This is a genomic window from Labrenzia sp. CP4 (genome assembly GCF_001579905.1).
GTDB lineage: Bacteria > Pseudomonadota > Alphaproteobacteria > Rhizobiales > Stappiaceae > Roseibium > Roseibium algicola.
In genome coordinates this window covers 4,246,732-4,272,710 of sequence record NZ_CP011927.1, presented here as the reverse complement: position 1 = coordinate 4,272,710, position 25,979 = coordinate 4,246,732, and the positions used below count along the sequence as shown (strand labels likewise).

The following is a 25,979-nucleotide window of genomic DNA, read 5'->3' as shown; positions in this document are numbered from 1 at the left end:
TCTCCATGAGCCGAATACTCGCGATTACTGGTACAAATGGTTTCAAGCTGGTGAACGCTGGCCTGCATGACTTACCACCACCGTTTGATCTCGCCTTAACAGCAAGAGCGCTACCAACTTCCGTCAGAAATCTTACCTTTTGCAGGTGCGGCATTCGCGCAAGCTGGAAGCTATTCGAACTGTTCCCAAACTATTGATGTGCTCCCGTTAAACACCCTCGATTTGGGTTGGAGTTTTCCGCGACGATTTTCCTAGCTGGGAAGGAATGGAATTGATGAATGCATCGAAGTTTTCGGACGCGCAGAAGGCGTTCTTCGTAGAGCTCGGGGAAAAAGGAGGCCCTGTGGCTGAGATTTGTTGGGAAGCCGGGATCAGCCAGGCGACCTATTTCAACTGAAGCAAGAAGTATGCGGTTCTGATGCCATCGGAGATAAAATTTTTCGCGATCAGCTCGGAGCCGACGACTGATTGGTCCTTGGGCAAGCAGGTTCTGGCGGCTTTCGAAGAGACTGGGACACAACTTATCCCAGAAGTCCTCTTTCATTGGGACGACAAAATAGGCCCATTCATTTCTGTCGAACAAGTTGAACCCTACTGGGCACAGGTTGCTCAAATGCGGGTAAACGGGGTTTTGTCGGAATTTTCGATTGGCCTTCGCTGGAAACGTAATAAGGTCGCGAAATATGAAGCTGAAATTAGTCATACTCGCAAAGATGCAAGAGGAAACACTCTTGATGGGCGTTTAAGCGTTTATGCACCACTGCACAAAAAAACGGATTGGCGTCATTTGGGAGCGCGTATATGCGAAGTAATGAATGCCGATTTAGCAATGCTCCATTGCTTTACATCGTTCGATAACGAACCAGCCCAATCCAACACGCCAGAAAGTTACTTCCGCTCCTTTACAATTGTGGATGCGAAGATCCCCAACATCGGGTGGGGAATGTTCTATGGTCGTAGGTTCGTTCATGAAGTTGACGAGGCTGCGATCTCTGCTGCTGGGTTTCCCGTGCAGAGGATCGGAGGAGGGTACCTGGTACAGGTTACGGAAGATATCAACGATGTGGTCAATGACTTTGACAGGTTCTCGAAACGTCGCGCTGAACTGAAATCCCTTTTCCGGGATGATCTCTTCCTTATCAAGGATGAACCGAAAGTATCGTGATCACTTCGTCGCCTGTGACCAGCTACCCCGAAAACTCCGCATCTTGAAACAACCTTATTCCAAGCTCTCCTGCTACCCAACTTCACCGCGCCGAGGTGACCTGTTCCGGTCATATCCCCGTTGCTGGATGTAGTCGCGCAGCAGGGCCACCCGGTTGGGGCGGAAGCTTTCGGTGCCGGGCGCCAGTGAGGCGATCCGGCTGACGTGGAAGTGGCGGTAGTCTTGCCGCAGGCGGCAATGGGCGAGCAGCAGCAGCGAGGTTTCGCTGTAGGAAAGACCCATCGGCCAGATTTCCCTTGTGGTCGTCCGCTCCTGCAGGTCACGATAGGTGATGATCACGCTGAACTCCTCCCAGCAGGCCTCACGCAACAGGTCGAGATCCACCGTCACCGGCGGGCGCTTGTCCGGTTGCCGCCAGCTGCGCATCACCGTGTGCATGGCCTGGCGGGCCTGCCGGTCGGGCAGGGTGGCGATGATGCGGGCCATGGCGTTGCGCCCGGCCTTTTTCAGTGTCTCGTCGCCGATCTGGTCCAGCCCGCTTTGCGCCAGCATCAGCGCCTCGATTTCCAGCCGGGAGAAACTCTGCGGCGGCAGCACGGGATCTTCCGTCAGGGTGTAGCCGACGCCCGCGGCCCCGTCGATCAGGGCGCCGCCCGCACGCAAGGTGGCGATGTCGCGGTAGAGCTGGCGCAGGGAAACGCCGGTCTCTTCGGAAAGGCGCGCGGCGGTGACCGGTTGGGGAAGGCGCCTGAGGGTATCCATCAGGCGCATCAGCCTGTCCATGCGGGCCATTTTTGCTCCTGCCGTAAATTGTCAGCAGGGGGAAGCTATACCTTTGGCATCACAAAGAAAAGGAGCTTTCCCATGATGACGCTTTACCATTCTCCCAACAGCCGGTCTTCGGCGATCGTGACCCTGATCGAAGAGCTGGGAGCCGACGTCGAAGTGAAGGAAGTGACGGTTCGCCGGCAGGATGGCTCGGGCGGGCCGGATGCATCCAACCCGCACCCGGAAAAGAAGGTGCCCTACCTGGTGGATGGTACCGAGGGGATCCGCGAGCGCGGCGCGATCATGCTTTATCTTACCGACAAGTTTCCCGAAGCCGGGCTTGGGCCGATCGAAGGCCAGCCGGGGCGCGGAGAGTATCTGTCCTGGCTGTTCTACTATCAGGGCGTGATGGAGCCGGTCATCATCCTGAAATTCGCCCAGTTTACGCATCCGGCCGTGGAGGCGAGCCTGCGCGATTTCGACACGATGGTCGCGCGGCTGGCGGAGACGCTGGAAAAGCAGCCTTACCTGCTGGGCGAAACCTATTCCGCCGTCGACCTGTTGTGCAGCGGTCCGTTCCTGTGGCTGCCGGACATGTTGCCGGACAACGAGGCGATCCGTGACTGGGTGAAGCGGTGCAGCGAACGCCCGGCCACCGTGCGGACGCTGGAGCGTGAACGCCAGGCGGCCTGAGAGGTTTTGAACCTCCGCTGACGATATGGCCTGCCGGGTTTTGCCCGGTGGGCCATATCTGTTTGCGCAGGTGTCATGAAAACGGCTTTGAAACTGGATGAATTGCCTGCGCGGCTTTCCAGTTGGCCCGCCTGTTCGTTTCAGCCGGTGAGGGGGAGGGCAAGGGTGAGGGGGAGGGGAAAGGCCGTCAGTCCGGCCTCGTCCGCAACTGGCCCTCATAGTCGCGCTTGCCGATCGGCACGCCGCGCGTGCGCAGGATGTCGTAGGCGGTGACAGCGTGGAAATGAAAGTTCGGCAGCAGGAAGGACAGGAGAAAGGTCTCCGATGTCAGGGGCATCGGCCGGGGGCTGATGTGAACCAGATCAAGGTCGAGAGGCCGGCCCGACCAGTCGTTTACCTCGGCAGGCGTATAGGCCTGTAAACGTGTCACTGTCTGCGCGACCCGGTCCTGCAGATCCGCATATGGGGCTGGTCCGACAAGCGGCGGAGGGGTGAAGGCACCCGTTCTCATTGCTTCCAGGCCCCAGACGGAAAAATTGTCGACGCACTCGATCTGAAACCAGAACTGAGCCATGTCCGGATAAAGCCGCGCGGTCGCGAAGTCGTCCGGATCGGTGCCTGTCTGCTGGCTATGGGTTGCCGCCTTTTGAAGAAACCCGCTGACGGCGCGTGCCGTTTGCAGGAAGGTTGGCACGCTCATGTCGTAGAGGGTGGTCGCCACGGGCTGTTTCCTGGTCATGATCCGGGTTCGAAACACGCCTTGGCGTGATCTTCAAAGGGTACGACGGGGAGACGGATCATTTCCAGGAATTTTGAGCGCTGGCGTGAAAGCCGGCATTCTGCCTTGGGCGGCAGGGTGCACTTGCTGGCTGTCTGTCGAGCACCGCGAAGAGAAAGGGCATCTGAAGTATTTCGCCGCGCGCAGCGTATCAGCGCCTCTTGCCGAAGGTCGGCTTGCCGGCGCCGGCACTTGCGTCCTGCCGGTTGCGACGCACGGAGGTGCGCTCGTCGGCATGCGGTTCGTCCTGGTGGCGGCGCTGGAAAAAGTTGTCCGGGCTGTCGCGGCGCTCGTCGAGTTCGCTTCTCAGCGCTTCTTCGGAGCTTTTCAGCACCTGCGCGCGCTGTGCGGCAACATGCCGTTTCTCGCCGATGAACTGGACGCCGCAGCGAAGGCCTTCCTCCCAGCGGCGTTCGCAGGTGACTTCATAGTCTTCCAGGTCGATATGAAGGTCGAATTCCTTGGGCAGCATGTAGGCCTGCTCGAATTCCAGCAAAGCGCCGCCTTCGGAGATGTTGCGCACCATGCAGGGAATGGATCTCAGCCCGTTTTGAAAGACCATCTTGCCTTTCTTGAACACGCGTGCCCGCCGCTCCCGCGGCATCTGTTCGCTGGCGCTCTCATCCGCGGGTGCGTGCGGAAATGGTTTGGCGTCCGACATGGGTTTCTCGCATTCTCATGGTGTCCAAGGGCACTTTAACCCCCATTTGGGGTAAGTTTAGGCGCAAAGCCCTTGCCAATCGGTGAATCCACGTATGGATCAGTCAGGTAAAGCCCGGCATAGGACCATGTTGGGAGCAACAAAAGCTCCCTTGCGACGGTCAGAGAAACCTGAGCTTTTTGTATTCAGGCGAAAACGTGGAACACCATTCCTTGAATTGATACACTGTACCTTTCTATTTACGGGACAGCCACGCGGGCGGACAGCGCGGGGGGCAATATTTCCCGGCGCGAATTGAGGCATCGATGACTGAAGACCAGATATCTTTCTTGAACCTGCTGGCCCTGAGGGCCGGAGAGGAAATCCTCAAAATCTACGCGGAACCTTTCGAGGTCGAGAACAAGGTCGACGGGTCTCCGGTAACCAAGGCCGACGCGGCAGCCGAGGAAATCATTCTCGCGGGCCTTGCGGAAAAGTTCCCCGACATTCCGGTGGTGGCCGAAGAAGCGGTCGAAGCCGGCAAGCTGCCTGCGGCAGGTGCGCGGTACTTCCTGGTCGACCCGCTCGACGGTACCAAGGAATTCCTGAAGAAGAACGGCGAGTTCACCGTCAACATCGCCCTGATCGAGGATGGCCGCCCGGTGTTCGGCGTGGTTTCCGCACCAGCCCTCGAAGAAATCTATTGGGGTGGGGAAATCCGGGAAAACGGCAAAACCGAAACCAGGGCCTTCAAGGGAACCATCGCGAACGGCGGCATCAGCGATGTTGCGCCTATCTCCGTTCGCACGCCACCGCTGGACGGCATCAGCGTGCTCGCCAGCCGCTCTCATCTTTCGGAAGAAACCTCTGCCCTGATTTCACGGCTGAGTGTCGCCGAGCAGCTTAACGTCGGCTCGTCGCTGAAGCTGTGCTGGGTGGCCGCCGGCCGAGCCGATTTCTATCCCCGTCTTGCGCCCACGATGCAATGGGACATTGCCGCCGGCGATGCAGTTGTACGCGCCGCCGGCGGGGCGGTCGTTCTGGCTTCAACCGGCGAGGACTTTGTCTACCGGGTGCCGGAAAACGCCCGCAAGGACGACTTGCGGAACCCGTTTTTTCTGGCAGCCGGGTGCAGGAACCTGCTGCGGGATGTCGCGCCCGCTACCTGACGATTTGCAAAATTGCGCGGGCGGTTGGCCCGTGACGAACGATTGATACGGCCGGTTCGCCGGCCAAACGGAAAAGCGAACATGAACATGCAATCTCACGGGATCTCGCCCGAGCGCCTCAGCAATCTGAAGCGGCTGGAAGCAGAAAGCATCCACATCATCCGCGAAGTCGCGGCCGAATTCTCCAATCCGGTGATGCTCTATTCCATCGGCAAGGACTCCGGCGTCATGCTGCACCTGGCGATGAAGGCATTCTATCCGTCCAAGCCGCCGTTTCCGCTGCTGCATGTGGATACGACCTGGAAATTCCGGGACATGATCACCTTCCGTGACGAGACCGCCGCGCGTCTCGGCATGGACCTGATCGTCCATACCAATCCGGAAGGGCTTGAAAAGAATATCGGCCCGTTTTCCCACGGCTCCTCGGTTCATACGCACATCATGAAGACCGAGGCGTTGAAACAGGCACTGAACAAATACGGCTTCGATGCCGCCTTCGGCGGCGCGCGCCGGGACGAGGAAAAGTCGCGCGCCAAGGAGCGCGTCTTCTCCTTCCGCAACTCCAATCACGGCTGGGACCCCAAGAACCAGCGGCCGGAACTGTGGAACCTCTACAATGCCCGTGTGGCAAAGGGCGAGAGCATCCGTGCGTTTCCGCTGTCCAACTGGACCGAGCTGGATATCTGGCAGTACATCCTGACGGAAGACATCCCGATGGTGCCGCTCTATTTCGCTGCAAAGCGCCCGGTCGTGAACCGCGACGGCATGCTGATCATGGTCGACGACGACCGCATGAAACTGCAGCCCGGTGAAGAGATCGAGGAAAAGATGGTCCGCTTCCGCACGCTCGGCTGCTACCCGCTGACCGGCGCCATTGAATCGGATGCCGATACGCTGCCCGCCATTGTCCGCGAAATGCTGATTGCCCGTACATCCGAACGCCAGGGCCGCCTCATCGACAAGGATGAAAGTGCGTCGATGGAGAAGAAGAAGCGGGAAGGATATTTCTAAGATGACGATCGAGAACATACAGGAAGCTGCAGAGACAGCCGTCACCGAATATATCCTGGCACAGGAAAGCAAGGACCAGCTCCGCTTCCTGACCTGCGGTTCCGTTGACGATGGCAAGTCGACCCTGATCGGCCGCCTGCTTTACGACACCAAGCTGATCTTCGAAGACCAGTTGGCCGCGCTGGAACGCGATTCCAGAAAGCATGGCACAGTGGGAGAGGACATCGATCTGGCACTGCTTGTCGACGGTCTTGAGGCCGAGCGCGAGCAGGGCATCACCATCGACGTTGCCTACCGGTTCTTTGCGACCGAAAAGCGCAAGTTCATCGTTGCCGATACCCCGGGCCACGAACAATACACCCGCAACATGGCCACCGGCGCTTCCACCGCCGACCTTGCCGTGCTGCTGGTTGATGCCCGCAACGGCCTGATGGTCCAGACTCGTCGCCACGCGTTCATCGCGTCGCTGCTGGGCATCCGCCACGTTGTGCTGGCCATCAACAAGATCGACCTTGTCGGCTATTCTCAGGAACGATTTGAGGAAATCCGCAAGGAATTCGAGGTCTTTGCCAACGGCTTCGATTTCGAAACCCTGCAGGCAATTCCGATGTCGGCGCGCTATGGCGACAATGTCACCGGGCGCAGCGACAAGATGGACTGGTATTCCGGACCGACCCTTCTGGAGCACCTGGAGACGGTTCAGGTGGGCGAACATGTGCTGGAAGCCCCGTTCCGCTTCCCGGTGCAGTGGGTCAACCGGCCCAACCTCGATTTCCGAGGCTATTCCGGTACGGTCGCCAGCGGCCAGGTGTCGGTTGGCGACGAACTGGTGGTTGCCGGTCCTGCAAAGCAGTCCAAAGTGAAGTCGATCATCGGCGCAAGCGGTGGAGTCAGCTCCGCTCGGGCCGGCGAGGCAGTCACCATTTCGCTGGAAGATGAAATCGACATCTCCCGCGGCGATCTTCTGACATCGACCGCACATCGCCCGGATGTTGCTGACCAGTTTGCCGCCCATGTCATCTGGATGTCGGACGAGCCGTTGCTGCCGGGCAGGCCCTATCTCCTGAAGATCGGCACACGCACGGTGACGGCGACGGTCTCCGAGATCAAGCACAAGATCAACGTCAATACGTTCGAGCATGTGGCTGGCAAGACGCTGGCGTTGAATGAAATTGCGTTCTGCAATTTCTCACTGTCCTCCGCGGTGCCGTTCGATCCCTATGAGGCCAACCACACGACCGGTTCCTTCATCCTGATCGACCGGATGAGCAACTCGACGGTTGGTGCGGGCATGGTCTGGTTCGCACTGCGCCGGGCAAGCAACATTCACTGGCAGGCCCTCGACGTCGACAAGAACGCCCGGTCTGAAAAACTCGGTCAGAAGCCGGCAGTCCTTTGGTTCACCGGCCTCTCCGGGTCCGGCAAGTCGACCATCGCGTCGATCGTCGAAAAGAAACTGCATGTCGACGGACGACACACCTATACGCTCGACGGCGACAACGTCCGCCACGGCCTCAACAAGGACCTGGGCTTTACCGATGCCGACCGGGTGGAAAACATCCGCCGTGTCGGCGAGGTGGCCAAGCTCTTTGCGGATGCGGGCATGATCACGCTGGTATCCTTCATCTCGCCGTTCCGCTCGGAGCGGCAGATGGCGCGCGATCTCCTGGAAGACGGTGAGTTCATCGAGGTCTTTGTCGATACGCCCATCGAGGAATGCCGCAAACGCGACCCGAAGGGCCTTTATGCCAAGGCCGACCGGGGCGAGATCAAGAACTTCACCGGTATCGACAGCCCCTATGAAGCGCCGGAAAATCCGGAACTTCATATTCGCAACGTCGGTCGGGAACCGGAAGAAGTTGCCGAGGAGATCGTTGAATATCTGCGCAAGCGCGGGTTCCTGAACAGCTTCTCCGCCGACGGCGGCGGCATCTGACAAGAGGCCGAAAGTGACCTTGCCAGGCTGATGACCTGCCCAGGCATTCGAAAATCAGCCATCCGCGTTGCAAGGACGCGGGTGGCTTTTTCGTTTGTGGGACCGATGCGATATCCCGGCCAGACGAGCTGGAATTTCGTTCGTTAACAGGTCGTTTTTCAGAAGCTCTGTGGGCGTGTCACGCCGCGGTAATCCATTTTGTACTAGGTGTTGTGGCGTCTGTAAGTGTCGCGGTTCCAGGTGGCCAAGAGGGTTCGGGCAGACTTCGCCATTGCCCGAACCTTCGAAGCCTTTTAATAACTTGGCTGACCTACTTACGCGTTTTGTAAAATGAATTTTTGATCGAAAGGCTTTGGGCAAATCATGAAAACCGTTCTGGTGACCGGCTCTGCGGGGTTTATCGGCTTTTACCTGTGTACCCGACTGCTGAAGGACGGCTTTCGGGTGATCGGCCTCGATGCCATGACGGATTACTATGATGTCCGCCTGAAGGAACGCCGGCAGCAGATGCTGATGCAGAACGAGCATTTCAAGCCGGTGAACGACCGCGTTGAGGCGCCGGACCTGCTGATGTCCCTGTTCCGTACCGAGCGGCCGGATTTTGTCATTCATCTGGCAGCACAGGCCGGTGTCCGCTACTCCATCGAAGCGCCTCGCTCCTACCTGGAAAGCAATATCTGCGGAACGTTCGAGCTGCTCGAGGCAGCCAGAGCCTTCCCGCCGGAACATATGCTGCTGGCGTCCACGTCGTCCGCCTATGGCGCCAACACCGAAATGCCCTATGCGGAGACCGACAAGGCCGACCACCAGATGTCGTTCTACGCGGCGACCAAGAAGGCAACAGAGGCGATGGCGCATTCCTATGCCCATCTCTACGACCTTCCGGTGACGATGTTCCGCTTCTTCACCGTCTACGGTCCCTGGGGACGGCCCGACATGGCTCTCTTCAAGTTCACCAAGGCGATCCTCGAAGGCAAGCCGATCGACGTCTATAACTACGGCGACATGAAACGGGACTTCACCTATGTGGAAGATCTCGTCGAAGGCATCCGGCTGCTGATGGACGCAGTGCCTGTTCGCCCGGCCGAGGGAGAAGGGGTGAAGGAAGGCGACAGCCTTTCGCCGGTTGCTCCCTGGCGAGTGGTCAACATCGGCAATTCGACCTGTGTTCAACTGACCGAGTTCATCGAAGCCATTGAGGCGGCTACGGGCCGGACCGCCGAACGCAATCTCATGCCGATCCAGGCCGGCGATGTTCCGGCGACATGGGCCAATGCGGATCTGCTGCAAAGCCTCACTGGGTACCGACCGAAGACCACAGTGCAGGAAGGCGTTGCCAGGTTCGTCGAATGGTACCGGGACTATTACCGGGCGTAACGCCTGGCAGGTGTCGGGCGAACGTCTGGCTACGTCGGGCTCTTATGCCTGCGGCGACGCATCCTGCGGAGGCTGGCAGACATCCACCCATTCCGCACCGGTGATTTCCGCCATGCGCTCCGGCGGTATCCTGACTGCGGCATTGGTCGCGCCGGCGGCGGGAATGACCACGTCATATTCCTTCAGCGAGACATCACAGTAGACAGGCAACGGCTGGGCAAGGCCGAAAGGGCATACGCCGCCGACGGGGTGTCCCGTCAGCGTTTCCACTTCATCAAGGCCCAACATCTTCACCTTGCCACCAAAGGTTGCTTTCGCCTTCTTGTTGTCCATGCGGGCATCGCCGCGGGCAACCACCAGAAAGATCTTGTCCTTGAGCTGAAACGACAGCGTCTTGGCAATCTGACCGGGCTCGACCCCATGTGCCTTGGCGGCAAGGTCGACCGTGGCACTGCTGTCCTCCGTCACGATGACTTCAAGTTCGGGGGCGGCACTGGCAAGGTGGTTGCGTACGCTGTCGAGGCTCATGCTGCAGGGCTTCCTTCAGGTCGGATCAAACAAGACCGGCAGGGAGGGACGCGCAAGAGCTGCGCGGGCCGGGCCATAATTTGTGCATATCAACAATTTCATTGTGCTGTAAATTAAGAAAAGATTCATGTTAATCTTAAACGGGTTTTAACCATTTACGACGTAAACGGTACTGTGTGTGGCCGATGGAAATGGGTTCCAGATGGCCATTGGTTAAGTCGTTCAAGGATTGCCGAAATGGCGAGAGCAGCTACAGCCGGAACCGAAGTTGAATCCTCTGGGGTGGAGAGGAGGAAGCAGGCTGACTATGCAGCTCATCAGGGTGGGTCTATGAATTTGCCATTTTTGGTGGCGAAAAATCTCCTGTTCTGGGGGACGATTTCGCTCAGCCTTTACGGTCTTTACGCGGTGGTTGCTGCCATCTAGGCAGCAGGTGCGTGAACCGATTGTGATTGAACGAACCGCGTCAAGTTCGCGGTCCTGTCTCATCACCTGCAATCGCATATACAACCTTTCATTGCATGCGCGCCGTCGGCTTCTGCGGTCGGCGAATGCGTGAACGTGAGCTCATTTAGCGATCTGCGTCCAGTCTGCCGCTGCCGAAGTGGTGTGCCGGGCGGAATGTCTCTGGCAGAGGAACAACAGGTTCTCTGCCAATCATCTCCGCCACCAGGTCATCCGCTATCAGATGTGCAATGCCGAAGGATATCTTGAAGCCGCCTGTTGCCGCGAAGGCGGTGTCAAAGCCAGGCAGTTTTCCTGCCAGCGGGTCCCGCCTGTGATTGCGGGGCCGGATACCGGCCCAGTCGGAAAGAACCTCGCGGCCCTTCAATTTCGGACAAAAGGCGGTGGCGCGTTCCAGCAGTTCGGCTGAACGGGCTGGAGAGGGGGCAGCATCTTCGAATTCACGGTCGGATGTGCTGCCAATGGCGACGGTGCCGTCGTCGTGCGGCACGACGTAAAGCCCGTCGCAATAGATCGCTGGCCTGTCTTCCAGTCCCTTGCCCTCCAGCACAAGGGCCTGGCCTTTCTCTCCACGTCCGATGCGTTCGCCGGTCAGAGTTTCGATCAGGTCGAAAGCCGCAAATCCTCCTGAAACGGCGAATTGCCGTGTCTTGACGGAGGCGTGTCCGTCGGCGAGCAGGACGGTTTGCGTTGCATCGTCATAACCGACCGCTTCAACGCCTTCCCGCAGGCTGCCGTTCTGGCGGACGAAGCTGGCAAGGCTTGCCAGATAAGCCCTCGGGGAGATCCGCGCGGCAAGGGTTTCATAGACGATGCCGAAGGGAGCGGCATTCGCGTCCAGCCAGTCAGACCGGCTTCCGGCAGCTTCAACAACATAGGAAAAGCCGGTTTCCTGAGGCTGCCAGCGCAGCTTGCTTTCTTCCGCCCGCTCCAGATGGTGCTCCAGCTTGTCGGTTGTCGTCAGCGGCAGGATGCGTCCACAGCGGTGATAGCCGCAGGAAAGACCTGTTTGGCTTTCCAGTTGGCGGATGCGGTCTTCCAGACACAGCAGGGCCTGGAACTGGAATTCCTTCTTGGGGTTCCAGCGTGCCGGCATGTGCGGCATCAACGCCCCCAGCACACCTCCACTGGACCCGGCGCCGACGTGGCTTTTCTCAAGAACTACCACCTTCAGCCCGGCCTCGATCGCTGCCCGGGCAACAGCGAGGCCGAAAATTCCGGCTCCGGCAATGGCAACATCGAAAGTTTCGGCGTCGGTTGCTGCCATGGGGCGGGGTCCTTTGAGATTGATTGATCCTGCCGGCTCTCTTATGAGAACGCGTTGCAAATGGCAAAGGCTGATGGGTGCGACCCGAAGGAAACCTCAAGATCATGTCGATCAAGGCACCGGATCTGGAATGGCTGCAGGGCGATGTGCCCCGGGCTGAAGGCTTCAACGACACGTATTTTTCCAAGGCCGGGGGGCTTGCGGAAACGCGTCATGTGTTTCTGCAAGGAAATGGCTTGCCTGGCCGCTTCGATGGCTGCGAGCGTTTCACCATTGCAGAGTTCGGCTTCGGGACAGGCCTCAATTTCCTCACCACCCTTGCGGCATGGCAGGACAGGACCAATCGGCCGGACCTGACGTTCGTGACCTTCGAACTGTTCCCGATGACGGGAGAACAGCTGGCACGGGCTCTTGCGGCCTTTCCCGAACTGGCCCCGCTGGCAGAAGAGCTGCTGCAGGCCTGGTCGCCTGAGCCGGGTTGGAACAGCCTGAAAATTGCCGGAGCCAACCTCCAGATCGGCATTGGCGATGCGCGTGAGCTGATCGGTGAGCTGAGCGCCGGAATGGCAGGTGAGGGCGAGGGAGGAGAACCGGCAATTGCTCCCATTGATGCCTGGTATCTCGACGGTTTCAGTCCGGCCCGCAATCCGGAGCTTTGGGACGCGGACCTTCTGAAGGTAGCGGCTGACCTGACGGCCCATGGCGGAACATTGGCAACTTACACGGCTGCCGGCTGGGTTCGCCGCAATCTTCAGGCTGCCGGGTTCGAGATTGAAAAGGCTGAAGGCTTTGCCGGCAAACGCGAAATGGTGAAGGGGCGAAAGCCTTGAGGTGAGCGATTGCCTCCTTTTACGTGGAAACCGTCTCCAGCATCCACAAGCGGAACTTCTGCATGGCGCTGGTCTCCTCCCGCGACTTCAGCCAGGTCAGCCAGTAGCTTCCCGTCAGGACGTTGGTCTGGAAAGGCTGCACGATCGCGCCGGACGTGAGGGGGCGGCTGAACATCGCTGTCGGCACCAGTGCGACGCCTGCACCCTGCGTGACGGCTTCAACCATCGCAAGAGAACTGTCGAACATCCAGCCACGCGCCCGTGGTGGCGGCAGTTTCGCTGCCTGGAACCACATGGCCCATTCATCCAACCTGTAGGATCTCAGCAGGGGCTCGTGCACAAGGTCTTCCGGCTTGGATAGCCGGGCAGCGGTTCCAGGTGAACAGATAGGCGAAAGCGGGGCGTCCATCAGCTTGACCGCGTTGGTGGCATGCCAGGCCCCGTCGCCGAAGCGCAGGAAACAGTCGAGGCCATCTGCAAGAATGTCCGCGCGGTTGTTGTTGGTTTTCAGCCGCAGATCGATCTGCGGATGGGCCCTGGCAAAGCCGGAAAGGCGCGGCAACAGCCAGCCGGTCGCGAAAGTGGCGACGGCGCCGACTGTCAGCACCTCCCGGTAGTTGCCATCCTCGAACCGGCTGAGCGCATCGCTCATCCGCCGGAAGGCATCGCTCAGTACAGGTAGCAGCGCCAGTCCTTCATCCGTCAGGGCAACGCCGCGCGGAAGGCGCTCGAACAGCGACACCTGCAACACGTCCTCCAGCGCCTTCACCTGGTGGCTGACGGCAGTCTGCGATACCCGCAGTTCCAGGCCGGCGCGTGTAAAGCTGCAGAGCCTTGCAGAGGCTTCAAAGGCTCTCAAGGCATTGAGCGGAAGTTTCGAGACGTCCATCCGGATCCAACTTTGGCCAAGTTTTACTCATGTCTAACCTCAGTATTCATCATTTGCGTTATATCTGAGGCAGCGGCACTGTCGCGGTGTCTCGAAGACGAATGGTGCGGGGGGCGACACACCACACCGGTTCGGGCTGTTTGTATTCATCATTGGAGTTGAAGATGAAACTCTGGACACGCCGTAACGCGTTGACGCTTTCCCTTGCCTTTTTTGCCGGGTTTCCGGCAATTTCTGGATTGGCACACGCCGCCGGGTTCGATCCCGCACCACTTGAGAAAACCGTCACCGGTGCCGAGAGCCGACTGTCTGCCCGGATCGGGGTTGCGGTGCTGGATACGGAAACCGGCAAGACCTGGACCCACCGCGCCGACGAGCGTTTTCCACTCAACAGCACCTTCAAGGCCTTTCTGTGTGCCGCCCTTCTGGAAAAGGGCGAGCAGGGCGAGGTTCAGCCGGAACGCCGCGTGAAGATCCGCTCGCAAGACCTCGTCTCCTATTCGCCGGTTACCGAGAAAAAGGTCGGCTCCGGAGGAATGACCTATCTGGAACTGTGTGAAGCGGCCGTTGCGATCAGCGACAATGCTGCCGCCAATCTCGTGCTGGAGGCTGTCGGTGGACCGGCAGGACTCACGGATTACCTTCGGGGTATTGGCGACACCATCACCCGGCTGGACCGGACGGAGCCGGGTCTCAATGAAGGCCGTCCGGGCGATGCCCGCGACACCACCACTCCGGCGGCGGCAGTCGCCACGTTGCAGAAACTGGTTCTGGGTGATGCCCTGTCCACTACCGCCAGAGCCCAGCTGACAGGTTGGCTGCTGGACAACAAGGTGGGCAACGCGACCTTGCGCGCTGGGCTGCCGGAAGAATGGCCGGTCGCCGACAAGACCGGGGCTGGGGCCAATGGCTCGCGCAACAACATCGGCGTGATCTGGCCCGACGACAGGGAGCCGGTCGTGATCGCGGTCTACATCACGCAGACCGACGCCTCCTTTGACGACCGCAACAAGGCGATTGCCGATATCGCAGCCGCACTTGCCGAAAGTCTCCACGACTGAGTGTTCTTGTCCGGGCGGATCTCTTCATTCGCCCGGGCGTCCCTGCTTCTGGAAATGTCCTGCCGCTTCCGACGGAGACAACCTTGTCCGTTCCAAGAACCATGTTTGCCTTGCCGTGGGCGCTTGTTGCGGTAGCAGTCGTTTTCTCCCAGGCATCTGCCGAGGAAACACGCGAACAAAAGCGCGCCAGAAGATGCGCCTACTATCAGGAAATCGTCCGCGTGGCGTTCGAAAATGTCAGTCGTTCGCAAATGCGGCCCGGTTTCGTTGCCGAACATGATGCCTTTATCGAAGGGGGGTGTTTCGCGGCGAAAGCCGTTTGCCCTAAAAAACCCGCCGAATTCGCCTTTGCCGACATTCTGACGATGATGACCGTCAGCGCAAACATGGGCAGCACCTTTACACCGTTCAGGTGCCCGGCCAGAGCAGAGGAATGAGAAGGTTCAGTTTTGCGCCTTGCCTCAGCAACAGGTGTTTCGGTGCGGACCGGCCCGGAAGGGGCCGGCCCAGGGTGCTGGCGGAGGTTACGTCGCCAGCCACCCTCTGCGACCTGGGATGTCGTCTTCTGCCGTTGCGAGGCACCCCGAGCAAACGGGCCACTTCCGCAGGCAAACTGGATCCGCTGACGGATCCGGGCGAACAGCCGGTGTTGAGTAGGCTTCTGAACGCATTCGTCTTTTGGTTCACCAGCCGCCCCAGTCGGCATCCCGGCGTGGTTTATGTGGTCTGATGGATCCACGCCTATCGGGTAAGCGCATCACAAGCAGAAAGGATGCGCTTGATCCATAAACCTAAGGCACAAGTCGGGCGTGTCAAATACTGAGCCGGGAAAAGAAACGGGTCGGGCTGCCGAGCAGCCCTGGCACGCCCTCGATCTCAGCACATTTCCGGCACTGGCGTTATGGCCTTGCCGGTTTCGAACCAGCTTTTCAGGTTGTCGACCACGAGCTGACCCATGGCATTGCGGGTCGCCTGCGAGGCGGAACCGACATGCGGCAGTACGGTGACCCTTGGCAGTTTCAGAAGGGCTTCGGGCACATGCGGCTCGTTCTCGAAGACGTCGAGACCGGCACCGTAGATCGTGCCGTTTTCAAGGGCCGCAATCAATGCGGCCTCGTCGATGACGGTGCCCCGGCCGATATTGATGACGATGCCATCCGGCCCCAGTGCTTCCAGCACCTCCGCATTGACCGCATGTTTCGTTTCCGCGCCACCAGGCGCCACCACCATCAGCGTGTCGCAAGCGGCAGCCAGCGCCTTCGGCGTCGCGTGATAGGGGTAGGAGACGTCGTCCTGTTTGCTGCGTCCATGGTAATGGATCTTCATGCCGAAGGCTTCGGCCCGCTTGGCAATCGCCTTGCCGATGCGCCCCAGACCAAAGATGCCGAGCGTGCGCCCCTGCATGGTCGCCCCGGTCAGCCTGTAGGGCCCTTTGCTTTCCCAATTGCCCTGGCGAAGCCACTGTTCGGCCTGGCCGAATTCGCGGATGGTCATGATCATCAGCCCGACCGCCGTATCGGCAACTTCTTCCGTCAACACGTCTGGCGTATGGGTCACCATCACCTTCGCCGCCAGGCAATCGCCCGTGTTGACGTGGTCATAGCCGACACCAAAGCTGGAGACGATTTCCGCGTTCGGGATTTTCGCAAGCAACTCGGCGTTGACCGGCCCGAATGCCATCGCAACCCCGCGGATTTTCTCGCCGATTTCCGCCAGCAGCGCTTCCGGATTGTCGGCCTCGTAGAGCCGGTGCACGGTAAAGGCGGCATCAAGCTGCTCCTGAACGATCGGCAGCATCGGGCGGGGCATCAGAATATCGATGGAGGTCATGGCAGGTCCGGTGGGGTGATGGAGAAAGGTGAGGTGACCTTAAGGTCTTCGGTTGGGGGAGAAAAGAGCCGAATGGGCAGAGTTGGTACGCAAATTTCGTCACCCTCGAAGCCCTTTCGGTTCAATTCATCAGTGAAACGGCGTATTCCGCCGTCATTCCGGACAAGTGAGACAGGTGTCGAGCGCCGATCCGGAATCCAGAGATATGTCGCGCCATGCGCGGCAAATTGAGTGTTCGCTTTGCACACGCTGACACGCTGGGTTCCGGATCGGCATGCAGCGTAGCTGCACTTGTCCGGAATGACAGGGTGGGCAGGTTCTTGGGCGTAACTGCAATTCCGAGTATAGCGGTCGGCGTTTAACGCGAGTGGGGCGGCGTGCTTTCTGGAAACTTTGGTAATCGGAGTCGGTCCGTAAACTGTCCAATGAAAAGGACACTTATCCCAAAGCGAGGGTGGCTGGAAGTTGGCCAAGGAAGAGGTCTAATTGCGATTGCACAGGTAATGTCTGATTGCGAGGCGAACTCTCCAGGCGTTCTCAGGCAAATCCCCCCATTGCCCCCGGGCGCCATTTCCCCTAAAAGACGCCGCAGAATTCCTGAGAATCCCATCAGATTTTGAAAGCGGAGAAGCGGAGCCCCATGGCGCGCCAGTTCATCTATCACATGCATGGCCTGTCCAAGGCCTATAACGACAAGAAGGTTCTCGACAACATCCATCTCTCGTTCTACCCGGACGCCAAGATCGGTATCCTGGGCCCGAACGGTGCGGGTAAGTCGACCCTTCTGAAGATCATGGCCGGTATCGACAAGGAATATACCGGTGAGGCCTGGGCGGCCGAGGGTGCGAAGGTCGGCTATCTGCCGCAGGAACCGCAGCTCGACAACACCAAGACCGTGATGGAGAACGTCATGGAAGGTGTCGCCCACAAGCAGGCGAAGATCGACCGCTACAACGAGTTGATGATGGACTACTCGGACGAAACCGCCGAGGAAGCCGCACAGCTTCAGGACGAGATTGACGCGCAGGATCTGTGGAACCTGGAAAGCCAGGTGGAAATGGCGATGGAAGCCCTGCGCTGCCCGCCATCAGATGCAGCCGTCGACAATCTCTCCGGTGGTGAGCGCCGCCGCGTCGCGCTTTGCAAGCTGCTGCTGTCCGAGCCGGACCTGCTGCTGCTGGATGAGCCGACCAACCACCTGGACGCTGAAACCGTTCACTGGCTGGAGCGTCACCTGCGTGAGTTCAAGGGCTCCGTCCTGATCATCACCCACGACCGCTACTTCCTCGACAATGTCACAGGCTGGATTCTCGAGCTCGACCGCGGTCAGGGCATCCCTTACGAAGGCAACTACTCGGTCTATCTGGAAAAGAAGACCAAGCGCATGGAGCAGGAAGGCCGCGAGAACATGGCCCGCTCCAAGGCGATTGCCCGTGAGCGTGAGTGGATGGGCATGAGCCCAAAAGGCCGTCAGACCAAGTCGAAAGCCCGTATCCGGGCCTTTGAAGACCTCTTGACCGCCCAGGAAGAGCGTCAGCCGTCCATCGAACAGATCCTCATCCCGGTTGGCGAGCGTCTCGGCGCGAACGTCATCGAGGTCGATGGCGTTTCCAAGGGCTTTGAAGACCGTCTCTTGATCGACGACCTGTCGTTCAAGCTGCCGCGCGGTGGCATCGTCGGCGTGATCGGCCCGAACGGCGCCGGCAAGACGACCCTGTTCAAGATGCTCACCGGTCAGGAAACACCTGACAAGGGCAAGGTCGTCGTGGGCGACAGTGTGCACCTTGGCTACGTTGACCAGTCGCGCGATGCGCTCAACCCGAACAACACGGTCTGGGAAGAAATTTCCGGCGGCGCCGAGGTCATCTACCTCGACGACAAGGAAATCAACTCTCGCGCCTATTGCTCGTCGTTCAACTTCAAGGGGGCTGCCCAGCAGGCCAAGGTCGGTGACCTTTCCGGCGGTCAGCGCAACCGCGTGCATCTGGCCAAGGTGCTGAAGAAGGGCGCCAACGTTCTGCTGCTCGATGAGCCGACCAACGACCTCGACACCGAGACGCTGGCAGCTCTGGAAGACGCGCTGGAAAACTACGCCGGCTGCGCCGTTATCATCAGCCACGATCGTATGTTCCTCGACCGTCTGGCCACGCACATGCTCGCCTTTGAAGGTGACAGCCATGTGGAATGGTTCGAAGGCAACTTCGAAGACTACGAAAAGGACAAGGTTCGCCGCCTTGGCGCACATGCCGCCGACCCGCGCCGGATCAAGTACAAGCCGCTTACGCGCTAAGCGAACGGCCTGGAAGCTGAATGGGGGGCGTGTCCCCTGTTTCCAGAATGTGCCGGCCCCGGAAGCGGGCCGGCATCTTTTTTGGGCGGCGGTATAAACCGGCCACCGGCAACTTTTGTCCTTGCGAGCGGCACAAGGCATGTTCCACAGAACTCTCGTCTGTCTGTTTGCGGCCTTCGCCATCGCCGTTCTCGCCTCGTTTCTGGCGGCAGTCGGCTGGCCCGTCGATCTGCTGGCTCATTTTCAGACCCAATACGTTCTTGCTGGCCTGCTGTTTGCTGCAGGGTTCGTCTTCTTACGGAACTGGAACATGGTGGCACTGGCCGTCTGCCTGTCGGTGGTCGCTCTCATGCGCATGGGCATCTTCGACGACGGACGCTTTGCTCCGACCGCCAATGCGGCGGAACCGCCGATTAGCGTCGTCACCGCAAATCTCTTCGGCAGCGCCGCAGCGCTCGACAATCTGGTCGAGGAAAACAGCGCCCGCGTCTTCGATCTCATGATCCTCACGGAGCTGCCGGTACCTGCCGACCAAGGGCTGCTCGACCGGTTTGAGGGCATGCTGCATGTGGCAGGAACGCCTGACCAGGCGCTTGGTGGACGTCCCGCCGCGGTTATCCTATCGCGCACTGCGCCGCACAGCGTCGAACTGATCCCTGTAGGCGGGAACCCGTACGCGATTACGAAAGCGATTTACTGCGGTGTGCAGGCGGAGCCCTGTGTGAGTGTCTTTGCAGTTCACACATTGCCGCCTTTCAGGCGAGACTTCTATCTGCACCAGGCGGACATCCTTCAGAAGCTTGCATCCGAAGTGTCGATGACGCCGGGACCTGTTCTTGTTGCCGGCGACATGAACGCCGCCTCCTGGGCACCGCTGCTGAAACGGTTTCAGGAAACGGCAGGGGTGCGCAAGGCAGTCTGCGGCAGCCGTTGGACCCCGACATGGCTTGCTCCGGTTCCGGGCATCGGTCTCGAACTCGACCATTTTTTCGTCAGGAGCGGGCTTGCGGTCAAAAACTGCGAACTCGGACACTTCAATGGTTCCGATCACTGGCCGGTCTTTGCCGAATTCACTGTTACAGACGGGAAGACGTCCGACTGATCTTCGGCGGCAAGCCTGCGTCCATCCGGTCAAAGCGCCATGGACACGAGACAATGCAGTCCGCATAAAAGATTTCCATTCAGAACGTCGGGGATTTTGCCCTGAAGAGCCGGGTTCAAGTCAGACAGATGCTGCAAGCCGCTTCGGACATAAAGACAAGTCTCCTGCGCACGGACCCCGGCGGCTTGCGGCTGATGCGCGGCGTTCATCTGATGCTGACCGTGCTCGGAGCGGTCTTCCTGGCAAATGTCGTGGCAAGCTTCGTGCCCGGTCAGTCGGCCTTCAAACTGGCCGTTCTGGCAGTCGCTAGCGGCGGCCACTGCCTGATGTTCACGCCGGTTTCCACCAGAAAGGCCGAGGTCCTCGGTATCCTGAAGCTTGGAGTTCTGCTGACGTCTCTGTTTGCTCTTGGGGCTGTTGTCGCCGAGCTGTCGGGGAAAAGCGCCTCAACCGTTCTGCAAGGGCTCTGGATCGCCGCGATCATGCTCGGCTTTGCCATGCATGGGCTTGGTCCCTTCTGGCAACGCGCTGGGCGCAGCATGGCGATTTGCTGGCTTTTCGTGGTCCTCGGCAACGTCGGAGGATCGCCCGGCCTCTGGCTTCCGGTCATGGCGGTGCTTGGAATGGTGACAGCCCTCGTGGTTCGCACAGGGCCCTGGCGGCCTTCGACATACCGAACTTACCTGCGGGTCGAAGCTGCAAATCGTCAGGCGATGGCAACCTATCTGAGGCAGCTGTCAGGCCGGGCGACCGGTTCGTCCGGCGATGCGGCCGTTCGGATCAGGGATCTGGCGAAGCTGCGCATGGAACTTCAGGTCTGCGCCGATCTGCTCAGACCGGAAGGTGAGTTGCAGGGCATGTCGCCGGAAGCGGCTATCATGGTGGAACTTGCTCTGGAAGTGGTGGGCGATGCGCGCGACCAGCTGTCCCGGGACGCACGCACCCGACTGGCGCAAGATGACGGCTTTCGCCGTGCGGTCGACCGGCTTGTCCATCGCCTTGAAACCGGTGAGGGCGTTCCGGAAGAGAGCGATGTCGGGGAAGGCAAAACCGGCGCAAGCGCACCTGCCGCGAGCTGGCTGCAGGCGGATGCGGCAGTAACGGCACATGACCGGTTTCAGGAATTGCGCATTGCCCAGGCTTTCAAGCGTCTGTGGCTGCTGGCGGCAAAAGACCAGCCGGTTCGCCTGAGCCTCGGTACGGATGATGACAGCCGCGAGGGCAGCTGGTTGCGGAAGCTTTCCTGGCGCTTGTCACTTCAGGCAGGTGTCGCAGCCGGGATCGGCTTTTCCCTTGGGCTCGCGTTCGATCTCAATCACGCCTATTGGGTCACGCTCACCATCATCATCGTGCTGTCGAACAGCCTCGGGGCGACACTGCTCCGAACCGCACAGCGGATAGGCGGGACGGCGGGCGGCGTTGTTCTGGCCATGCTGGTCGACCCGGCCCTGGCGGAGTTTCCGTCCGTCAGGCTGGTACTGGTTGTCATTGCCATACCCGGGGTCATCGTTTTCCTCGACCGCAATTACGCCATCGCCTCCGGTATCATCAGTTTCCTGGTGGTCATGGGGCTTCAGACGCTTGAAGGTCTGCCCATCGATGAACTCTGGTCGCGTCTCTACGACACGATGATTGGCGCAGGTGTAGGGCTTGCTGCGGCATGGCTGCTGTTTCCCAACCGCACCGGCGCAAGCTTCAAGGGGCTGGCGTCCGATTACCTCAACGCCTGCCGAAGTTGCCTGCGGGCGCAAGGCGGCAAGGCGGATACGGACCTTCAGGATCTCGCCCGGCTTCGAACGGCAGCGAGCACGCTGATCGCCACCGCCAGGTCCTATCGGATCGAGCAAGCTCCCTGGTCGTCGTTCACACGCTCCGCCAGCGACCTCAACATGCTGGTGATCGTGCTGGCCCAATACGTGGTGCTTTACCGCGAAGCCCGTTCGGACGTCACGCGGGAAACGGTGGAAGCTCAGGCCAGGTCTGGGATAGAAACGCTTGTCGCTCGCATGGACAAGCGTCTGGAAGATGAGTTCTCGGCTGTCCTGGATGGCCGCCCGAGGCAGACCGTCCCGGGCCTGGAGGATGACTGGATGACAGCCATGCCCGAGGGCGCAACAGGCAATCTTGCGCTGGAAACCGGTTGGGTCGCGATGCTCTACCACGCGCGGAAAATCGTCCGATGCCTGGACGGCTTGCGCAAGGAGAAATTCCTCTCCGGCCCTGCCTGAAGATAGCTTTCACCACCGCAAATACTGGGGCAGCGGATCGATCTTCCGCGCTTATGAAAACATCAATGAGTTTTGTTGGTCAGGAAGGCGCCGGCGCCCTAGCATCGCCTCTCGACTGCGACAGGGGACCCCGCATGACAGACCAGCTCCAGCTTCTTGCCAATGACCTTCGGATTACGCCTGCATTCAGGACAAGCGGCAAGGTGGAGGGCGTTTTCAGGACAGTCTCTGCGGAAGACTTCAGGACCACTGCAACGGATGCTTTGGAGATGACGTTCGAAGGCATTTTGGGAGACCGGCATGGCGGATACACCCGGAGGTCCGGTGGCCGCGAACCCTGGTATCCGCGTGGCACGGAAATGTGCAATGAGCGCCAGATATCCATCCTGTCCGCCGAGGAACTTTCGTTGATTGCCACTCGCATGGAGATTGCCGAACTGAAAGCCGAATGGATCGGCGGCAACATTACCTTGTCCGGCATTCCCAACCTTACGATGGTGCCACCGCGCACCCGGCTGGTGTTCGAGGGCGGTGTGGTTATTCGTGTGGACGGTGACAACAAACCCTGCCGTTTCGCAGGCGAGGCGATCGCTGAAGCCAATCCCGGCCGGGAAGGACTGGACCTGTTGTTCCCGCAAAAGGCAAAGCGCCTGCGAGGCCTTGTTGGCTATGTCGAAATCCCGGGGAAGGTTGCGGCGGGCGAGGCGGTCACCGCTCATGTTCCCGAACAGTGGATCTACGAGCGCATCTGATTTTAAGGCTCGCAGCGATGGAAACCTGTTTCCCGAGGGGCCCGATATTCTCTAGTCTGGATGCTCTGTCATAACCTTCCAACAGGAGCCTCCATGCTGCCGATCCACCACATGATCGACCAGGCGCCACAGCCGGTCGCGCCATTCTCCCATGCCGTCGAAATTGACGGCTGGGTGTTTGTAACCGGCCAGATGCCGACACTGCCGGACGATCCGGACGCCCCGCTGCCGGAGGGCATAGAGGCGCAGACTGTGCGGGTGATGGAAAACCTGAAGCTCGTTCTGGGCGGCCTCGGGCTCGGCCTTGAAAACACGACTTTCATTCGTGTTTATCTGACTGAATTCAAGCGCGATTATCAGGCTATGAACGACACCTATCGGTCATTTTTCGAACCCGGTAAATTGCCGGGTCGTACCTGTATTGGCGTATCGGGCCTTGCCGTCGATGCGCTGGTCGAGATCGATCTGATCGCCCGGCGTCCGTAACGGCAGACCGCCCGCAAATCACATCCCGGGTCGTGTGTGACGGGCACGGATCCGCTTTAAGCGCCGGTGTCAGTCCTCGGTTGGGGAGGTATCGTCAGCTTCCAGGCGTTTCGCACATCCCCAGGAGCTCAGAACGTCATTCATTTCGTCCAGTACGAAGAACCGGGCAGCGTCACGGTCATAACCTTCGTCCAGTAACGTATCGTAGTCGGTCAGGGCGTGCCGGACATGACTGGTGGTGGCCTGCCAAAGGGCAATGCCGGGCGGCAGATGGCGCAGGTGTCCGGCGAGGGCAACTTCGAGAATGGCTTCAGCATCTGAAAAGGGAACGCGCGGCAGCAGGACGCGCAAGGCCTTGCGCATGTCTTTTTGCCGCTTGGTGCCGCCGGTCATGAACAGGTCCCGGTTTTTGGAGGTTGAGACCGGAGAGGTAAACAAATCTCGGACGGATTAGAAGAGGTCTGGTGGAATTGGTCCGGATTGCCGGTCAGGCGCGAAAGAACTGAAAGCTGCTGGCTCCGGCAGTACCGGACAGGGGAAGCCCTGCAACCCTTCCATTTTCCCTGGCATCGGCAAGAAGGTCCTCGAAAGGCAGGGGAGCGCTGAAATGGTATCCCTGGACCAAACGGCAATGCATCGCTTCCAGAAGTTCCAACTGGTTGCTTTCTTCAACGCCTTCCACCACGCACTGCATCTTCATGGACCGGCACAGGTTGACGATGGAGGTCACGACGCCGCTCGCGATCGGGTCCTTGATGCCGGCAACGAAACTGCGGTCGATCTTGACGCAGTCGATAGGCAGCCGGTGCAGGTAGCCAAGGCTGGAATAACCGGTGCCGAAGTCATCCAGCGCGAGTTTGACACCGGCATTGCGAAGAACCTGCAGACAGGTTTCAGCCGCTTCATAACTGCCGATCACGGAAGTCTCGGTAATTTCGAAGGTGATCTGCCGCGGGTCAATCGCCGCGCGGCGGATGATCTCGAGCAGCGCAGCCACTGTCTCGGCGGAGGTGACGTCATGTGCGGACAGATTGAAGGATAGCGAGAGCGTCCCGGGCAGGGCCTTGATCTGCTCGACCGCCTTTTCGAACAGCGACAAGGTCAGCCTGTGGATCAGGCCGGCGCGCTCGGCAATGGGAATGAACTTGTCGGGGGCAATCCTGCCAAGCTGCGGGTTGTCCCACCGCGCCAACGCCTCGAAGCCGACAACGAACCGTTCCGGCAACTGGACGACAGGCTGGAAATAGACCTGGAATTCGCCGGCAAGATCTGCGCTTTGAAGCGCGGCCTCGATGGCCCGTTCCGAGCGGATGCGGGCTTCATGTTCAGCCGAATAGACCGTCGTGCGGCCGCGCAGGCTGGTCTTGGAATTGTAAAGGGCGTAGTCGGACCGGTCGAACAGAACATGGGCAGAGGTGCCGGCGTCAGGATAGAACGCAATGCCGCAGGACGCGCCAACGGAAACCTGCAGTTCACCGATCCGATAGGGGCGGCTGATCAGTTCGCAAATAGACTGCCCCGTCGAGGCTGCCTCGTAGATGTCTCCGAGATAAAGGAAACCGAACTCGTCGCCGCCGAGACGGCAAATCTCGACATTCGGCAGTCCAAGGCTTTTCAGGCGCGAGCCGACTTCCATCAGCAATTGGTCGCCCAACTGGTGGCCATAGGTGTCGTTGATGGGCTTGAACCGGTCCAGGTCGACGACGCCGACCGCAAACTGCCGGTCCGTGCCTTCCACTTCGCTGATCAGGGCTTCAAGCCGATTGAAGAAATAGCGTCGGTTCGGCAGGTCGGTAAGCGCGTCGGTCTGGGCAAGCTTGGAGTTTTCTGCGTTGAGACGCTCCGTTTCTTTCTGTTTGGCGGCTAGGTCCGATTGCGACTCAATCAGTTTGCAGAACCCTCGATAGCCGTTCAGAAGAACCTGCAGGACGACCAGGCACACCAGGAAGATATTGAGCCCTATGGCAATGTAGACGTCCTGATTCTGGCCGAGATAGTGCACCAGATAAGGGATCGTCACGATCACCATGACCATCAGGGCAGCCTGCGGCAGATGCATCAGACAGAAGATGCAGCCGATGACGGTTATGGCGATGAAAAGCGCCACATGACCGCGCTCGGCAGGTCCGCCATAGCCGTCCAGGCTCAGCGACCAGGCAATGTAGATGACGGACACAAGACTGCCGAGAATGACGGTCTGCCGCATCTTGCTGATCGCTTCCTGCGGTGTCGGGTCAACTTTGCGGGCGCGTATCCAGGCCACCATGCGAAAGGTCGTGATCAACAGGATCGGCGCAAGAATTCCGACGGTCAGATAAGTCGGCGCGATATCGAAATGGGTATAGGCAACGGCAACCGCATTGACCATGAGGAGGGCATAGAGTGACGGAATCTGGGTCTTGAGCTCATTGTACTGAGCCTGTGCAATTTCCGGATGGCGAGGATCGATCATCATCCATCTCAGGAAAGCCCTGATTTTTTCCATCATTTTCTCCATTGATATTTCTTCTAATCAAAATGAGATAAAGAATTGTTATGAAGGCGACTTTGCTGACTTTGCGTCGCATTGGGGTTCTTGAAGAGTTAAAGCGCCTATAGGAAATGCTGACGCGACGGTTACCAAATATTTCAAGGCGAAAACCGTGTGATCGAGCGATCAGGCACTAAGTTGGGCCGGCGCCGGACAACGGTTCATCGCAGGATATTATAGTGAC

The 25,979-nt window shown here is 59.4% G+C and carries 23 protein-coding genes and 1 pseudogene; 15 read left to right on the top strand and 9 right to left on the bottom strand.

The features are described from left to right. Window positions 1-274 precede the first annotated feature (274 nt). A pseudogene (locus ACP90_RS28305) lies at window positions 275-394 on the top strand (transposase); the annotation flags it as partial. Window positions 395-475: 81 nt separating this feature from the next. Then, a complete protein-coding gene (locus ACP90_RS19665) occupies window positions 476-1,165 on the top strand; it encodes a hypothetical protein (RefSeq protein WP_145915808.1) in 690 nt (229 codons plus the stop codon). A 72-nt stretch (window positions 1,166-1,237) separates the two neighbouring features. Here the strand turns inward: ACP90_RS19665 and ACP90_RS19660 are convergent, their stop codons facing one another. Next, window positions 1,238-1,948, bottom strand: a complete 711-nt coding sequence (locus ACP90_RS19660) for a YafY family protein (protein ID WP_286145769.1) — start codon at window positions 1,946-1,948, stop codon at window positions 1,238-1,240. A gap of 81 nt (window positions 1,949-2,029) precedes the next feature. Between ACP90_RS19660 and ACP90_RS19655 the strand changes: the two genes are divergently transcribed. Beyond that, the gene (locus ACP90_RS19655; protein ID WP_062489521.1) at window positions 2,030-2,626 is read left to right on the top strand and encodes a glutathione S-transferase family protein; all 597 of its coding nucleotides are present in this window, start codon (window positions 2,030-2,032) and stop codon (window positions 2,624-2,626) included. Between the two features lie 187 nt (window positions 2,627-2,813). Here the strand turns inward: ACP90_RS19655 and ACP90_RS19650 are convergent, their stop codons facing one another. Both ACP90_RS19650 and ACP90_RS19645 read right to left on the bottom strand, forming a co-directional pair. Beyond that, on the bottom strand, window positions 2,814-3,347 hold the full coding sequence (locus ACP90_RS19650; protein WP_062491798.1) for a DUF1993 domain-containing protein: 534 nt from the start codon (window positions 3,345-3,347) through the stop codon (window positions 2,814-2,816). Between the two features lie 208 nt (window positions 3,348-3,555). Further along, window positions 3,556-4,065 carry a PilZ domain-containing protein gene (locus tag ACP90_RS19645; RefSeq protein ID WP_022997882.1) on the bottom strand — a complete coding sequence of 170 codons (510 nt, stop codon included), beginning with the start codon at window positions 4,063-4,065 and terminating at the stop codon, window positions 3,556-3,558. 305 nt (window positions 4,066-4,370) lie between these two features. Here ACP90_RS19645 and cysQ point away from each other — a divergent pair, with 305 nt between their 5' ends. The 4 genes from cysQ to ACP90_RS19625 all read left to right on the top strand — a co-directional run bounded on the left by cysQ (window position 4,371) and on the right by ACP90_RS19625 (window position 9,537). Continuing rightward, window positions 4,371-5,213 carry a 3'(2'),5'-bisphosphate nucleotidase CysQ gene (gene cysQ, locus ACP90_RS19640; protein ID WP_062489519.1) on the top strand — a complete coding sequence of 281 codons (843 nt, stop codon included), beginning with the start codon at window positions 4,371-4,373 and terminating at the stop codon, window positions 5,211-5,213. Between the two features lie 81 nt (window positions 5,214-5,294). Beyond that, window positions 5,295-6,224 (top strand): sulfate adenylyltransferase subunit CysD, encoded by a 930-nt coding sequence (gene cysD, locus ACP90_RS19635; protein ID WP_022997880.1) that lies wholly within the window; start codon window positions 5,295-5,297, stop codon window positions 6,222-6,224. Window position 6,225: 1 nt separating this feature from the next. Further along, window positions 6,226-8,160 carry a sulfate adenylyltransferase subunit CysN gene (gene cysN, locus ACP90_RS19630; protein ID WP_062489516.1) on the top strand — a complete coding sequence of 645 codons (1,935 nt, stop codon included), beginning with the start codon at window positions 6,226-6,228 and terminating at the stop codon, window positions 8,158-8,160. Window positions 8,161-8,523: 363 nt separating this feature from the next. Beyond that, window positions 8,524-9,537 carry an NAD-dependent epimerase/dehydratase family protein gene (locus ACP90_RS19625; protein ID WP_062489514.1) on the top strand — a complete coding sequence of 338 codons (1,014 nt, stop codon included), beginning with the start codon at window positions 8,524-8,526 and terminating at the stop codon, window positions 9,535-9,537. A 42-nt stretch (window positions 9,538-9,579) separates the two neighbouring features. Here ACP90_RS19625 and ACP90_RS19620 read toward each other — a convergent pair whose 3' ends face one another. Together ACP90_RS19620 and ACP90_RS19610 are read right to left on the bottom strand one after the other, a co-directional pair. After that, window positions 9,580-10,065: a YbaK/EbsC family protein gene (locus ACP90_RS19620; protein ID WP_062489512.1), complete on the bottom strand. Its 486-nt coding sequence runs from the start codon at window positions 10,063-10,065 to the stop codon at window positions 9,580-9,582. A 571-nt stretch (window positions 10,066-10,636) separates the two neighbouring features. Beyond that, window positions 10,637-11,797 carry an FAD-dependent oxidoreductase gene (locus ACP90_RS19610; protein WP_062489510.1) on the bottom strand — a complete coding sequence of 387 codons (1,161 nt, stop codon included), beginning with the start codon at window positions 11,795-11,797 and terminating at the stop codon, window positions 10,637-10,639. Window positions 11,798-11,901: 104 nt separating this feature from the next. Here ACP90_RS19610 and mnmD point away from each other — a divergent pair, with 104 nt between their 5' ends. Further along, window positions 11,902-12,627 (top strand): tRNA (5-methylaminomethyl-2-thiouridine)(34)-methyltransferase MnmD, encoded by a 726-nt coding sequence (mnmD, locus tag ACP90_RS19605; protein WP_062491797.1) that lies wholly within the window; start codon window positions 11,902-11,904, stop codon window positions 12,625-12,627. Window positions 12,628-12,646: 19 nt separating this feature from the next. Here mnmD and ACP90_RS19600 read toward each other — a convergent pair whose 3' ends face one another. Beyond that, on the bottom strand, window positions 12,647-13,516 hold the full coding sequence (locus ACP90_RS19600) for a LysR family transcriptional regulator (protein WP_062489508.1): 870 nt from the start codon (window positions 13,514-13,516) through the stop codon (window positions 12,647-12,649). Between the two features lie 164 nt (window positions 13,517-13,680). Between ACP90_RS19600 and bla the strand changes: the two genes are divergently transcribed. Beyond that, window positions 13,681-14,577 carry a class A beta-lactamase gene (bla, locus tag ACP90_RS19595; protein WP_062489506.1) on the top strand — a complete coding sequence of 299 codons (897 nt, stop codon included), beginning with the start codon at window positions 13,681-13,683 and terminating at the stop codon, window positions 14,575-14,577. Window positions 14,578-14,660: 83 nt separating this feature from the next. Further along, window positions 14,661-15,014: a hypothetical protein gene (locus ACP90_RS19590; RefSeq protein WP_145915807.1), complete on the top strand. Its 354-nt coding sequence runs from the start codon at window positions 14,661-14,663 to the stop codon at window positions 15,012-15,014. Window positions 15,015-15,453: 439 nt separating this feature from the next. Here ACP90_RS19590 and ACP90_RS19585 read toward each other — a convergent pair whose 3' ends face one another. Then, entirely contained in the window at window positions 15,454-16,407 is a 954-nt protein-coding gene (locus ACP90_RS19585; protein WP_062489501.1) for a 2-hydroxyacid dehydrogenase, read from the bottom strand. Between the two features lie 640 nt (window positions 16,408-17,047). Between ACP90_RS19585 and ettA the strand changes: the two genes are divergently transcribed. The 5 genes from ettA (at window position 17,048) to ACP90_RS19560 (ending at window position 23,265) form a co-directional block, all read left to right on the top strand. Further along, on the top strand, window positions 17,048-18,697 hold the full coding sequence (ettA, locus tag ACP90_RS19580; RefSeq protein ID WP_062489499.1) for an energy-dependent translational throttle protein EttA: 1,650 nt from the start codon (window positions 17,048-17,050) through the stop codon (window positions 18,695-18,697). Window positions 18,698-18,836: 139 nt separating this feature from the next. Continuing rightward, window positions 18,837-19,799, top strand: coding sequence for an endonuclease/exonuclease/phosphatase family protein (locus ACP90_RS19575; protein ID WP_062489497.1), 963 nt, complete (start codon window positions 18,837-18,839; stop codon window positions 19,797-19,799). A gap of 128 nt (window positions 19,800-19,927) precedes the next feature. Then, entirely contained in the window at window positions 19,928-22,027 is a 2,100-nt protein-coding gene (locus tag ACP90_RS19570; RefSeq protein ID WP_062489495.1) for an FUSC family protein, read from the top strand. Window positions 22,028-22,161: 134 nt separating this feature from the next. Continuing rightward, window positions 22,162-22,779, top strand: a complete 618-nt coding sequence (locus tag ACP90_RS19565; RefSeq protein ID WP_062491795.1) for an MOSC domain-containing protein — start codon at window positions 22,162-22,164, stop codon at window positions 22,777-22,779. Between the two features lie 93 nt (window positions 22,780-22,872). Next, window positions 22,873-23,265, top strand: a complete 393-nt coding sequence (locus ACP90_RS19560; protein ID WP_022997865.1) for a RidA family protein — start codon at window positions 22,873-22,875, stop codon at window positions 23,263-23,265. Between the two features lie 69 nt (window positions 23,266-23,334). Here the strand turns inward: ACP90_RS19560 and ACP90_RS19555 are convergent, their stop codons facing one another. Together ACP90_RS19555 and ACP90_RS19550 are read right to left on the bottom strand one after the other, a co-directional pair. Continuing rightward, window positions 23,335-23,658 (bottom strand): DUF2293 domain-containing protein, encoded by a 324-nt coding sequence (locus ACP90_RS19555; RefSeq protein ID WP_055659520.1) that lies wholly within the window; start codon window positions 23,656-23,658, stop codon window positions 23,335-23,337. 94 nt (window positions 23,659-23,752) lie between these two features. Beyond that, window positions 23,753-25,753, bottom strand: a complete 2,001-nt coding sequence (locus ACP90_RS19550) for an EAL domain-containing protein (protein WP_208993372.1) — start codon at window positions 25,751-25,753, stop codon at window positions 23,753-23,755. Window positions 25,754-25,979 lie beyond the last annotated feature (226 nt).

Excerpts from the sequence above, each read along its gene's own strand:
- ACP90_RS19660 (WP_286145769.1), bottom strand. The coding sequence starts at position 1,948 with ATGGACAGGCTGATGCGCCTGATGGATACCCTCAGGCGCCTTCCCCAA.
- ACP90_RS19655 (WP_062489521.1), top strand. The coding sequence starts at position 2,030 with ATGATGACGCTTTACCATTCTCCCAACAGCCGGTCTTCGGCGATCGTG.
- ACP90_RS19645 (WP_022997882.1), bottom strand. The coding sequence starts at position 4,065 with ATGTCGGACGCCAAACCATTTCCGCACGCACCCGCGGATGAGAGCGCC.
- cysQ (WP_062489519.1), top strand. The coding sequence starts at position 4,371 with ATGACTGAAGACCAGATATCTTTCTTGAACCTGCTGGCCCTGAGGGCC.
- cysD (WP_022997880.1), top strand. The coding sequence starts at position 5,295 with ATGAACATGCAATCTCACGGGATCTCGCCCGAGCGCCTCAGCAATCTG.
- cysN (WP_062489516.1), top strand. The coding sequence starts at position 6,226 with ATGACGATCGAGAACATACAGGAAGCTGCAGAGACAGCCGTCACCGAA.
- ACP90_RS19625 (WP_062489514.1), top strand. The coding sequence starts at position 8,524 with ATGAAAACCGTTCTGGTGACCGGCTCTGCGGGGTTTATCGGCTTTTAC.
- ACP90_RS19620 (WP_062489512.1), bottom strand. The coding sequence starts at position 10,065 with ATGAGCCTCGACAGCGTACGCAACCACCTTGCCAGTGCCGCCCCCGAA.
- ACP90_RS19610 (WP_062489510.1), bottom strand. The coding sequence starts at position 11,797 with ATGGCAGCAACCGACGCCGAAACTTTCGATGTTGCCATTGCCGGAGCC.
- mnmD (WP_062491797.1), top strand. The coding sequence starts at position 11,902 with ATGTCGATCAAGGCACCGGATCTGGAATGGCTGCAGGGCGATGTGCCC.
- ACP90_RS19600 (WP_062489508.1), bottom strand. The coding sequence starts at position 13,516 with ATGGACGTCTCGAAACTTCCGCTCAATGCCTTGAGAGCCTTTGAAGCC.
- bla (WP_062489506.1), top strand. The coding sequence starts at position 13,681 with ATGAAACTCTGGACACGCCGTAACGCGTTGACGCTTTCCCTTGCCTTT.
- ACP90_RS19585 (WP_062489501.1), bottom strand. The coding sequence starts at position 16,407 with ATGACCTCCATCGATATTCTGATGCCCCGCCCGATGCTGCCGATCGTT.
- ettA (WP_062489499.1), top strand. The coding sequence starts at position 17,048 with ATGGCGCGCCAGTTCATCTATCACATGCATGGCCTGTCCAAGGCCTAT.
- ACP90_RS19575 (WP_062489497.1), top strand. The coding sequence starts at position 18,837 with ATGTTCCACAGAACTCTCGTCTGTCTGTTTGCGGCCTTCGCCATCGCC.
- ACP90_RS19570 (WP_062489495.1), top strand. The coding sequence starts at position 19,928 with ATGCTGCAAGCCGCTTCGGACATAAAGACAAGTCTCCTGCGCACGGAC.
- ACP90_RS19565 (WP_062491795.1), top strand. The coding sequence starts at position 22,162 with ATGACAGACCAGCTCCAGCTTCTTGCCAATGACCTTCGGATTACGCCT.
- ACP90_RS19560 (WP_022997865.1), top strand. The coding sequence starts at position 22,873 with ATGCTGCCGATCCACCACATGATCGACCAGGCGCCACAGCCGGTCGCG.
- ACP90_RS19555 (WP_055659520.1), bottom strand. The coding sequence starts at position 23,658 with ATGACCGGCGGCACCAAGCGGCAAAAAGACATGCGCAAGGCCTTGCGC.
- ACP90_RS19550 (WP_208993372.1), bottom strand. The coding sequence starts at position 25,753 with ATGATGGAAAAAATCAGGGCTTTCCTGAGATGGATGATGATCGATCCT.